General features: G+C 73.2%; 11 protein-coding genes. 10 read left to right on the top strand and 1 reads right to left on the bottom strand.

Annotation, left to right across the window (positions count from 1 at the left end):
- Positions 1-33 precede the first annotated feature (33 nt).
- The 8 genes from ACZ3TI_RS17800 (at position 34) to ACZ3TI_RS17765 (ending at position 8,557) form a co-directional block, all read left to right on the top strand.
- Positions 34-1,137: a quinone-dependent dihydroorotate dehydrogenase gene (locus ACZ3TI_RS17800; RefSeq protein ID WP_465727147.1), complete on the top strand. Its 1,104-nt coding sequence runs from the start codon at positions 34-36 to the stop codon at positions 1,135-1,137.
- A gap of 59 nt (positions 1,138-1,196) precedes the next feature.
- Positions 1,197-2,030 carry an orotidine-5'-phosphate decarboxylase gene (gene pyrF / locus ACZ3TI_RS17795; RefSeq protein ID WP_465727146.1) on the top strand — a complete coding sequence of 278 codons (834 nt, stop codon included), beginning with the start codon at positions 1,197-1,199 and terminating at the stop codon, positions 2,028-2,030.
- A gap of 373 nt (positions 2,031-2,403) precedes the next feature.
- Positions 2,404-2,730, top strand: a complete 327-nt coding sequence (gene mihF / locus ACZ3TI_RS17790; protein WP_030056187.1) for an integration host factor, actinobacterial type — start codon at positions 2,404-2,406, stop codon at positions 2,728-2,730.
- 49 nt (positions 2,731-2,779) lie between these two features.
- Positions 2,780-3,337 (top strand): guanylate kinase, encoded by a 558-nt coding sequence (gmk, locus tag ACZ3TI_RS17785; RefSeq protein WP_402216848.1) that lies wholly within the window; start codon positions 2,780-2,782, stop codon positions 3,335-3,337.
- Positions 3,338-3,374: 37 nt separating this feature from the next.
- Entirely contained in the window at positions 3,375-3,641 is a 267-nt protein-coding gene (gene rpoZ, locus ACZ3TI_RS17780) for a DNA-directed RNA polymerase subunit omega (RefSeq protein ID WP_030056185.1), read from the top strand.
- 143 nt (positions 3,642-3,784) lie between these two features.
- A complete protein-coding gene (gene coaBC, locus ACZ3TI_RS17775) occupies positions 3,785-5,014 on the top strand; it encodes a bifunctional phosphopantothenoylcysteine decarboxylase/phosphopantothenate--cysteine ligase CoaBC (RefSeq protein WP_465727145.1) in 1,230 nt (409 codons plus the stop codon).
- Between the two features lie 150 nt (positions 5,015-5,164).
- Positions 5,165-6,373, top strand: coding sequence for a methionine adenosyltransferase (gene metK, locus ACZ3TI_RS17770; RefSeq protein ID WP_387750966.1), 1,209 nt, complete (start codon positions 5,165-5,167; stop codon positions 6,371-6,373).
- 99 nt (positions 6,374-6,472) lie between these two features.
- Positions 6,473-8,557, top strand: a complete 2,085-nt coding sequence (locus tag ACZ3TI_RS17765; protein WP_465727144.1) for a primosomal protein N' — start codon at positions 6,473-6,475, stop codon at positions 8,555-8,557.
- 159 nt (positions 8,558-8,716) lie between these two features.
- Here the strand turns inward: ACZ3TI_RS17765 and ACZ3TI_RS17760 are convergent, their stop codons facing one another.
- Positions 8,717-9,361: a hypothetical protein gene (locus tag ACZ3TI_RS17760; protein WP_465727143.1), complete on the bottom strand. Its 645-nt coding sequence runs from the start codon at positions 9,359-9,361 to the stop codon at positions 8,717-8,719.
- Positions 9,362-9,651: 290 nt separating this feature from the next.
- Between ACZ3TI_RS17760 and def the strand changes: the two genes are divergently transcribed.
- Together def and fmt are read left to right on the top strand one after the other, a co-directional pair.
- Positions 9,652-10,197 carry a peptide deformylase gene (def, locus tag ACZ3TI_RS17755; RefSeq protein WP_465727142.1) on the top strand — a complete coding sequence of 182 codons (546 nt, stop codon included), beginning with the start codon at positions 9,652-9,654 and terminating at the stop codon, positions 10,195-10,197.
- Between the two features lie 40 nt (positions 10,198-10,237).
- On the top strand, positions 10,238-11,197 hold the full coding sequence (gene fmt, locus ACZ3TI_RS17750; protein WP_465727141.1) for a methionyl-tRNA formyltransferase: 960 nt from the start codon (positions 10,238-10,240) through the stop codon (positions 11,195-11,197).
- The last annotated feature ends 49 nt before the right edge of the window (positions 11,198-11,246 follow it).

Genomic DNA, 11,246 nt, shown 5'->3' with positions numbered 1-11,246 from the left:
AGTACGGCCCGTGATCCGGGAGTTGAACCACCCTTGTACAAGCTTCTGTTCGACCTGGTCTTCAAGAAGATGGACCCCGAGAAGGCCCACCACCTGGCGTTCTTCTGGATCCGGCTGGCCTCCTCGGTGCCGGGCCTGCGCACGCTGGTGCGGCTGGTGCTCGCCCCGCGCGACCGCGCTCTGCGCACCGGCGCCCTCGGCCTGGACCTGCCCGGCCCGTTCGGCCTCGCGGCCGGCTTCGACAAGAACGGCGTCGGCATCGACGGCCTGTCGATGCTGGGCTTCGACTACGTCGAGATCGGCACCATCACCGGCGAGCCCCAGCCCGGCAACCCGACGCCTCGGCTGTTCCGCCTGGTCGAGGACCGCGCGCTGATCAACCGGATGGGCTTCAACAACCAGGGCTCCGCCCGGGTCGCCGCCCGCCTCGCCGCCCGCCCGCACACCAGCTCCACCCCGGTGATCGGCGTCAACATCGGCAAGACCAAGGTCGTCGAGGAGGCCGACGCGGTCGCCGACTACGTCAAGTCCACCGAGCGGCTGGCCAAGTACGCCGACTACCTGGTGGTCAACGTCAGTTCGCCGAACACCCCCGGGCTGCGCAACCTGCAGGCCGTCGACCACCTGCGCCCGCTGCTGGCCGCCGTCCGCGAGGCCGCCGACCGCACCACCGCGCACCACGTGCCGCTGCTGGTCAAGATCGCCCCCGACCTGGCCGACGAGGACGTCGACGCCGTCGCCGACCTCGCCCTGGAGCTGGGCCTGGACGGCATCATCGCCACCAACACCACGATCGGCCGCGAGGGCCTGCGCACCGACGCCGCGCGGGTCGAGGAGATCGGCATGGGCGGGCTGTCGGGCGCCCCGCTCAAGGACCGCGCCCTGGAGGTGCTGCAGCGGCTGCGCGCCCGTACCGGGGGCCGGCTGACCCTGGTCTCGGTCGGCGGCGTCGAGACCGCCGAGGACGCCTGGCAGCGGATCATCCACGGCGCCGACCTCGTCCAGGGCTACAGCGCCTTCATCTACGAGGGCCCGTTCTGGTGCCGCAAGATCCACAAGGGCCTGTCCGCCCGGATCCGGGCCGCGGGCTTCCGCGACCTGGCCTCGGCCGTCGGCAGCGCCGTGCGCAGCTCGTGACCACCCCCACCGCTCCTGGAAACACCGCTTCCGGACACACCGGTTCTGGAAAGGACGACATGACCCTCGCCCCGTTCGGCGCCCGACTGCGCCAGGCCCTCGACACCCGCGGCCAGCTCTGCGTCGGCATCGACCCGCACGCCTCGCTGCTCGCCGCCTGGGGACTCGGCGACGACCTCGCCGGGCTGGAGACCTTCAGCCGCACCGTGGTCGAGGCGCTAGCCGACCGGGTGGCCGTGCTCAAGCCGCAGGCCGCCTTCTTCGAGCGCTTCGGCAGCAAGGGCGTCGCGGTGCTGGAGAAGACCGTCGAGGAGGCCCGGGCGGCCGGCGCGCTGGTCCTGATGGACGCCAAGCGCGGCGACATCGGCTCGACCATGGCCGCCTACGCCGAGGCCTTCCTGTCGCCCGCGAGCCCGCTGTTCTCCGACGCCGTGACGGTCAGCCCGTACCTGGGCTTCGGCTCGCTGCGCCCGGCCCTGGACCTGGCCCGGGAGCAGGGCTGCGGCGTGTTCGCGCTGGCGCTCACCTCCAACCCGGAGGGTGCCGAGGTGCAGCGCGCGGTGGGCGCGGACGGCGAGTCGGTCGCGGCCTCGGTGCTGCGGCAGCTGGCGGCCGAGAACGAGGGCGCCGCGCCGCTGGGCTCCTTCGGCGCGGTGGTCGGCGCGACGCTGGCCGACGCGGGCGTGGAGCTGGCCATCAACGGCCCGCTGCTGGCCCCGGGGATCGGCGCCCAGGGCGCGACCATGGCGGACCTGCCGCGGGTGTTCGGCGCCGCGGTGATCAACGTGGTGCCGAGCGTGAGCCGGGACGTGCTCAGGCACGGCCCCTCGGTGGCGGCGCTGCGGGAGGCTTCGGACCGCTTCGTCGGCGAGTTCGCGGACGCGGTCAAGTAGCCGTCGAGTGGCGGTCGAGTACCGGAAGGGCTCCCACTGGTAGCCGTCCGGTGACCCTGTGGAGTGTCCGCAGGACGGCGAAGCCGCCGCGGAGTTGACGTGAGCGCCGTCACATCGAGCCCGTCAAAGTTTCGCAATCGCGGTCATTTTGCCCTGGAAAGTCCTGGTCGGCCTTGGCTGACCAGGACTTTTCGTGTTCTTTTCCTGACGTGGCGCCGCAATCCGGGTAGTGTCCGGCGATAGGTCATCGGCGAGCCGCGAATTCCGTGGCTCCCGCAGGTCAGGGCCCCTGTGGTTCCCCCTTGCGGACGGTGTCCTGGGTACCAAACCAGTCATAGCTCAATCCCTTCCATCCACACCTGAGGTGAACGGCGTGGCTCTTCCGCCCCTTACCCCTGAACAGCGCACCGCCGCGCTCGCCAAGGCCGCCGAGGCTCGCCGGGAGCGCGCCGAGGTCAAGAACCGGCTCAAGCACTCCGGCGCCTCCCTGCACGAGGTGATCAAGGCCGGCAAGGCCGACAACGACGTCATCGGCAAGATGAAGGTCTCGGCGCTGCTGGAGTCGCTTCCGGGCGTCGGCAAGGTTCGCGCGAAGCAGATCATGGAGCGCCTCGGCATCAGCGAGAGCCGGCGTGTCCGGGGTCTCGGTACCAACCAGATCGCCTCCCTGGAGCGGGAGTTCGGCGGGGGTGCCGCCTGACCGTGCCCCGGTGGTCCCGTCATCCTCCGCGATCCGGGATAATCGGTGCATGAGTGAGCGTCCGCGGCTGACCGTGCTCTCCGGCCCCTCGGGGGTCGGCAAGAGCACGGTCGTCGCTCATATGAGGAAGATGCACCCCGAGGTCTGGCTCTCGGTGTCGGCGACGACCCGCCACCCGAGGCCGGGCGAGAAGAACGGGGTCCAGTACCACTTCGTCGACAACGACGAGTTCGACAAGCTGATCGCCAACGGTGAGCTGCTGGAGTGGGCCGAGTTCGCCGGGAACCGCTACGGCACCCCGCGCGCGGCCGTGCTGGAGAAGCTGGAGCGCGGCGAGCCCGTGCTGCTGGAGATCGACCTGCAGGGTGCCCGGCAGGTGCGCGAGTCGATGCCCGAGGCGCAGCTGGTGTTCCTGGCCCCGCCGAGCTGGGACGAGCTGGTCCGCCGACTGACCGGTCGTGGCACCGAGCCGCAGGACGTGATCGAGAAGCGGCTCGACGCCGCCAAGATCGAGCTCGCCGCCGAGCCCGAGTTCGACACGACTCTTGTCAACACCTCCGTCGAGCAGGTAGCGGCCGAACTGCTAGCCTTGCTCGGTGTAGCCTGACCTGTCTGTCTTTTCCACCCTTTCGGAAGGTTTTCGCGTGTCCTCTTCCATGACCGCGCCCGAGGGCATCATCAACCCGCCGATCGACGAGCTGCTCGAGGCCACCGACTCGAAGTACAGCCTCGTGATCTACGCCGCCAAGCGCGCGCGCCAGATCAACGCGTACTACTCCCAGCTCGGTGAGGGCCTGCTGGAGTACGTCGGCCCGCTGGTCGACACCCACGTGCACGAGAAGCCGCTGTCGATCGCGCTGCGCGAGATCAACGCGGGCATGCTGACCGCCGAGGCGGTCGAGGCTGCCTGAGGCGGTCGCTGATTTCCGGGAGGGCCCGGCGGAATCGTTTCCGCCGGGCCCTTTCGCGTCCTGCCGGGGGGTGGGGCACTGCGCGGGCGGCGGCTGAGGGGCCGTAGGGTGGGCGGGTTCCCGATGCGGAGAAAGGCCGGTAGATGAGCGCGAGTGCGGACGCCCCCCGCGTGGTCCTCGGTGTGAGCGGCGGCATCGCCGCGTACAAGGCGTGCGAGCTGCTGCGCCGGTTCACCGAGTCCGGCCACCAGGTCACCGTGGTGCCCACCGAGGCCGCGCTGCACTTCGTCGGCGAGGCGACCTGGGCCGCGCTGTCCGGCCGCCCGGCCGCCACCGAGACCTGGGAGCGCGTGCACGAGGTGCCGCACGTGCGGATCGGACAGCAGGCCGACCTGGTCGTGGTCGCCCCGGCCACCGCCGACCTGATCGCCAGGGCCGCCCACGGCCTCGCCGACGACCTGCTGACCAACACCCTGCTCACCGCCCGCTGTCCCGTGGTCGTGGCGCCCGCCATGCACACCGAGATGTGGGAGCACCCGGCGACCCGGGAGAACGTCGCCACGCTGCGCCGCCGGGGCGTGATCGTGCTGGAGCCGGCCGTCGGGCGGCTCACCGGCAAGGACACCGGCAAGGGGCGGCTGCCCGAGCCGTCCGCGATCTTCGACGCCTGCCGGGCGGTGCTGCGCCGCGGCGGGGCGGCGCCGACCGACCTCGCGGGCCGGCACGTGGTGGTCTCGGCCGGCGGCACCCGGGAGCCGCTGGACCCGGTGCGGTACCTGGGCAACCGCTCCTCGGGCAAGCAGGGCTACGCGCTCGCCGTGACGGCCGCGGCGCGCGGGGCCCGGGTGACCCTGCTCTCGGCCAACGCCGAGCTGCCGGACCCGGCCGGGGTGGACGTGGTGCACGTCTCGACCGCGCTGGAGCTGCGCGAGGCGGCGCTCAAGGCGGTCGCCGACGCGGACGCCGTGGTGATGGCCGCGGCGGTGGCGGACTTCCGGCCCGCCGAGTACGCCACCGGCAAGATCAAGAAGGTCGAGGGGGTCGAGCCGGCCCCGGTCGCGCTGGTCCGCAACCCCGACATCCTGGCCGAGCTGTCGGCCCACCGGCCCCGTTCGGGTCAACTGGTCGTGGGTTTCGCGGCGGAGACCGACGACGTGCTCGCCCATGGCCGCGCCAAGCTCGCCCGCAAGGGCTGCGACCTGCTCGTCGTGAACGAGGTCGGCAACGGCAAGGCCTTCGGTAAGGACGTCAACGAGGCCGTCGTCCTGGGCTCGGACGGCAGTGAGACGCCCGTTCCGGTGGGCCCGAAGGAGGCGCTCGCGGACATCGTCTGGGATCTGGTCGCAAAGCGGATGGAAACGGGCGGCAACTGATCGGAAGGGGCTCCGGGCCGCTCCGGAATTCCTGGAGTAGGTGACGTTTGACGGAAGCAGACCGTTAGACTCCAGGAATCAAGTCTTTCCGGAGTTCCCGGGTCAGCCCGGGAACTTCAGTCAGCAGCCGCTGCAACCCCAGGGAGCGCTGTGTCTCGCCGCCTGTTCACCTCGGAGTCCGTCACCGAGGGCCACCCCGACAAGATCGCTGACCAGATCAGCGACACCATCCTTGACGCTCTCCTGCGTGAGGACCCGACCTCCCGGGTCGCCGTGGAGACGCTCATCACCACCGGCCAGGTGCACGTGGCCGGCGAGGTGACCACCAAGGCGTACGCGCCGATCGCCCAGCTCGTCCGGGACAAGATCCTGGAGATCGGCTACGACAGCTCCAAGAAGGGCTTCGACGGCGCCTCCTGCGGCGTCTCGGTGTCCATCGGCGCGCAGTCGCCCGACATCGCGCAGGGTGTCGACACCGCGTACGAGGCCCGTGTCGAGGGCGACGAAGACGACCTGGACAAGCAGGGCGCCGGCGACCAGGGCCTGATGTTCGGCTACGCGTCCGACGAGACGCCCGAGCTCATGCCGCTGCCGATCACCCTGGCCCACCGCCTCTCGCGCCGGCTGACCGAGGTCCGCAAGAACGGGACCATCCCGTACCTGCGCCCCGACGGCAAGACCCAGGTCACCATCGAGTACGACGGCGACAAGGCCGTCCGCCTCGACACCGTGGTCGTCTCCACCCAGCACGCCAGCGACATCGACCTCGAGTCGCTGCTCACCCCGGACATCCGCGAGTTCGTGGTCGAGCCGGAGCTGAAGGCGCTCGCCGAGCAGGGCATCAAGCTGACCACCGAGGGCTACCGCCTGCTGGTCAACCCGACCGGTCGCTTCGAGATCGGCGGCCCGATGGGCGACGCCGGCCTCACCGGCCGCAAGATCATCATCGACACCTACGGCGGCATGGCCCGCCACGGCGGCGGCGCCTTCTCCGGCAAGGACCCGTCCAAGGTGGACCGCTCGGCCGCGTACGCGATGCGCTGGGTGGCGAAGAACATCGTCGCCGCCGGCCTCGCCCGCCGCGCCGAGGTGCAGGTCGCGTACGCGATCGGCAAGGCCGAGCCGGTCGGCCTGTTCGTGGAGACCTTCGGCACCGAGACCGTGCCGGTCCTCAGCATCCAGAAGGCCGTCTCCGAGGTCTTCGACCTGCGCCCGGCCGCGATCATCCGCGACCTGGACCTGCTGCGGCCGATCTACTCCCAGACCGCCGCGTACGGCCACTTCGGCCGTGAGCTGCCGGACTTCACCTGGGAGCGCACCGACCGGGTGGAGCAGCTGAAGGCTGCCGTGCAGGACTGACGTCCGTAGCGCTCGAAGCGGCGCCCGCCCCTTCCGGGGGGTGGGCGCCGCTTCGCGTTCGTGCACGGTGTCGGTGTGACCTGGTAGTACTTGGTGGCGATGAGCAGCACAGGGGAGAACGGGGGCGCCGAGCCGGAGCAGCTGGCGTTCATCCGGGAGACGGTCAAGCGGGCCAAGCCGCGCAGCTGGCGCGGGGCCAAGCGGGCCGAGCACCTGCCGGTGGCCCGGGTCGTGGTGGACAAGGGCGTGCTCACCATCGACAAGTTCTTCGACTACGAGGTGCCGGCCGCCATGGCCGAGGAGGCCCAACCGGGCGTGCGGGTCCGGGTGCGCTTCGGGGCCCGGGTGGTGAAGGGGCAGCGCGAGGGCGGGGAACTGCACGACGGCTTCGTCGTCGCCCGGCTGGAGAAGAGCGACTTCCCCGGGCCGCTCGCCCCGCTGGCGCAGGTGCTCTCGCCCGAGCCCGTCCTCACCCCGCAGCTGCTGCGGCTGTGCCGGACCGTCGCCGACCGGTACGCCGGGACGCTCGCCGACGTGCTGCAGCTGGCCGTTCCGCCCCGGCACGCCAAGGCCGAGGCCGAGCCCTCGCCGCCGCCGCTGCCACGACCCACCGCCCCGGCCCCCGGCGGCTGGCAGCGCTACCCGGCCGGGCCCGACTTCCTCGCCGCGCTGGCAGGCGGCGGCGCGCCGCGCGCCGTGTGGGCGGCTCTGCCCGGCCCCGGCTGGCCGTACGAGATCGCACGGGCCGTGGCGGCGACGCTGGCGGGCGGACGCGGGGCGCTGGTCGTGCTGCCGGACGGGCGGTCGGTGGCCCGGGTCGACCAGGCGCTGACCGAGCTGCTCGGCCCCGGGATGCACGTGGCCCTGGAGGCCGACCTCGGCCCGCGCGAGCGCTACAAGCGCTGGCTCGCGGTGAGCCGCGGCTCGGTGCACGCCGCCATCGGGACCCGCGCGACCATGTTCGCGCCGGTGCGCGACCTCGGGCTGGTCGTCGTCTGGTCGGATGGCGACAGCAGCCACAGCGACCCGCGCGCCCCGCATCCGCACGTCCGGGAGGTGGCGCTGCTGCGCGCCGCGGAGGAGGGTGCCGCCGTCCTGCTCGGCGGGCACGCGGTGACCGTGGAGGGCGCCCAGCTGGTGAGCACCGGCTGGGCGCGCCCGCTGGTCGCCGACCGGGAGACGGTGCGGCAGGTCGCTCCGCGAGTGCGGACCGTCACCGACCAGGACCAGCACCGGGACGCGGCCGCGCAGGCCGCCCGGCTGCCCTCGGTGGCCTGGGAGGCCGCCCGGGAGGCGCTGGCCGCCGGGCACCCGGTGCTCATCCAGGTGCCCCGGCGCGGCTACGTACCCCGGCTGGCCTGCGGGCGCTGCCGCACCCCCGCGCGGTGCCGGCGGTGCGAGGGGCCGCTGGAGGCGCCCTCGGCGGACGCCCCGCTCTGCTGCGGGTGGTGCGGGGAGACGGAGAGCGACTGGCACTGCCCCGAGTGCGGGTCGTTCCGGCTGCGGGCCCAGGTGGTCGGCGCCCGGCGGACGGCGGAGGAGCTGGGCAAGGCGTTTCCGCGGATCCCGGTGCGGACCTCGGGGCGGGACGCCGTGCTCGCGACCGTGCCGGACGAGCCCTCGCTGGTGATCTCCACGCCGGGCGCGGAGCCGGTGGTGGAGGGCGGCTCCGGGTACGGGGCGGCGCTGCTGCTGGACGGGTGGGCGCTACTCGGCAGACCGGACCTGCGGGCCGGGGAGGAGACGCTGCGGCTCTGGCTGGCCGCCGCCACGCTGGTGCGGCCCTCGACGGAGGGCGGCACGGTGGTCGTCGTCGCCGAGCCGTCGGCCCGGCCGGTCCAGGCGCTGGTGCGCTGGGACCCGTTGGGGCACGCCGGGCTGGAACGGGACGAGCGGGCGCAGCTGCACTTCCCGCCGGTGTCGCGGATGGCCTCGGTCAGCGGGAGCCCGGCGGCGGTCGCCGACCTGCTCGGGCTGATCCGGCTGCCCGAGGGGGCGGACGTGCTCGGACCGGTGCCGGTGTCGGCACTGCGGGGGGAGGAGCAGGAGCGCGCGCTGCTGCGGGTGCCGCCCGGGCAGGGGGCGGCGCTGGCGGCGGCGCTCAAGGCGGCGCAGATCGCGCGGATCGCGCTGCGGACGGCGGAGCCGGTGCGGGTGCGGGTGGATCCGACGGACATCGGCTGAGGGCCGGGGCCGGGGTCCTTCCAGGGCCGGGTGCCGGTGGGGCGGGGTGAGTGGGCCACCCCGCCCCGGGTGGCCGGTGGTGCGGGCGGTGCTGCGGTCGTGGTGCGTGTGGTGCGGTGGGGTGGGGTGCGGTGGGGCTTGGTGCGGGTCGTGGTGTCGTCAGCCGCGCAGCGGGATGCCGGTGCGGTCGACGGGGGTGCTGCGCTCGATCGTGGTGCGGTCCATCGCGGTGCGGTCCATTGCGGTGCGGTCCATCGTGGTGCGGTCGGGCTGGGTGCGCTCCATCGGGCCGCGGTCCATGGCGTTGCGCTCCAGGCTGCTGCGGTCCAGGCCGCCCTGGCGGGCCGCCGGGACGGTCGCGGCCAGGCCGCCGGTGGGGGCGGGCGACAGCTCCTCCGAGCGGTCCGGGCGGCTGGGGCCCGGGACGGCGCCGCTGGCGGCGAGGAGCTCGCTGGTCGGGCGGCGCATCCCGTAGCGCCGGTGCACGGCCTGCTTGGTGACCCCGAGGGCGGAGCCCACCGAGTCCCAGGAGAAGCCGAGCGCCCGGTCGAACTCGACCGCCGCCGCCACCAGGGTCTCCACGCTCTCCCGCAGCTCCTGCGCCAGGCGCACGGTCGGCGCCGGCGCCCGCCCGTACACCACGAAGCCGGCCGAGGTGCTCGGGCGGCGCGGACGGTAGACGTTGCCCAGCTGGGCGGTGAGCGTCCGCAGCGCGTCGACCTGGCGCCTCACCCGCTCGATGTCCCGCACCAGCAGGTGCAGGCTCGCCCGCGCCCGGGCGTCGTGGTTGATCTGCTCGGCCATGGCCTACGTGCCACCTTCCGTACGGTTCAGCTCGGCCGGGGCGCGGTGTCCCGTGCGCCCGGCCCCGGTCAATCTCTCTTGACCAACGCCGAAGCGGGGGCCGGGGTAACGCCGCTCGGCAGACTCGGGGTATGCCAGAACGGTTCCGGCCGGTCCGCGGGCACGCTCCGCGGGGACGGTCCGAGGGCATGGGGGACGGCATCGGGGCGTTGCATAGACTTGGCGGGAACAGCCGTTGCCCGCAGCCCTCACCGACGCCCGACACCTCGACGGACAGGAGCCCGTACCCCGTGGCGATCCAGCCGATCCGTCTCTTCGGAGACCCCGTCCTGCGGGCCACCGCCAAGCCGGTGACCGTGTTCGACAAGGAACTGCGCAACCTGGTCCGCGATCTCACCGAGACCATGCTGGAGGCCCCCGGCGCCGGCCTCGCCGCGCCCCAACTCGGCGTCTCCCTGCGGGTGTTCACGTACCACGTGGACGGCGTCACCGGGCACCTGATCAACCCGGACCTGTCGCTGAGCGAGGACGAGCAGGAGGGCCCGGAGGGCTGCCTCTCGCTGCCCGGCCTGCGCTACGACACCAAGCGCGCGTACGGCGTGGTCGCCAAGGGCTTCAACATGTACGGCGATCCGGTGACCCTGGAGGGCACCCAGCTGCTCGCCCGCTGCATCCAGCACGAGACCGACCACCTGGACGGGATCATCTTCATCGACCGGCTCGACCGCGAGCAGCGCAAGGCCGCGCTGAAGGCGATCCGGGAGGCGGACTGGGGCGGCGGGCCCGCGCCCGTCGTCAAGGTCTCGCCGCACAGCACCTTCGGCGCCGCGCGCTGAGCCCGGTTCCTCCCGACTCCCCTTTGCAGAAAGGCACTTGATGCGTCTCGTCTTCGCCGGCACCCCCGAGGTCGCCGTTCCCGCCCTGGACGCCCTGCTCGCCTCCGACCGGCACGAGGTCGTCGCGGTGGTCACCCGCCCCGACGCCCCCGCCGGGCGCGGGCGCAAGCTGGTCGCCAGCCCCGTCGCCCAGCGCGCCGAGGAGGCCGGGATCGAGGTCCTCAAGCCGGCGAAGCCCAGCGACCCCGACTTCGTCGCCCGGCTCACCGAACTCGCCCCCGACTGCTGCCCGGTGGTCGCCTACGGCGCGCTGCTGCGCCCCGGCACCCTGGAGATCCCCGTACACGGCTGGGTCAACCTGCACTTCTCGCTGCTGCCCGCCTGGCGCGGCGCGGCCCCGGTCCAGCACGCGGTGCTGGCCGGCGACGAGGTCACCGGGGCGTCCACCTTCCTGATCGAGCAGGGCCTGGACTCCGGCCCGGTGTACGGCGTGATCACCGAGGAGATCCGCCCGACCGACACCAGCGGCGAGCTCCTCACCCGGCTGTCGCACTCCGGCGCGCGGCTGCTCGCGGCCACCATGGACGGCATCGAGGACGGCTCGCTGCACGCCGTGCCGCAGCCCGCCGAGGGCGTCACGCTCGCGCCGAAGATCAGCGTCGAGGACGCGCGGATCGACTGGAACCACCCCGCGCTGCGGGTCGACCGGGTGGTGCGCGGCTGCGCGCCCGCGCCGGGGGCGTGGACGGAGTTCCGCGGCGAGCGGCTGAAGATCACCGGGCCGGTGAAGCTGCTGCCCGGCTCGACCGAGCTGGCACCGGGTCAGGTGGCGATGGTCGGCAAGAACAGCGTGCGGGTCGGGACCGGCAGCCACGACATCGAGCTGGGCGAGGTCCGTCCGCAGGGCAAGAAGGAGATGCGGGCCGCCGACTGGGCGCGCGGGGCGCGACTGGAGGCGGGGGAACGGTTCGGCGCCCCGTCCGGCGGCGCCGAGGGCTGAGCCTTCGGGGGCGGTCCGGCGGCGCGGAGGGCCGAGCGATCGGGCGGTT

This window comes from Kitasatospora sp. NPDC023120 (assembly GCF_055560835.1).
This window is presented reverse-complemented; position numbering and strand designations above follow the sequence as displayed.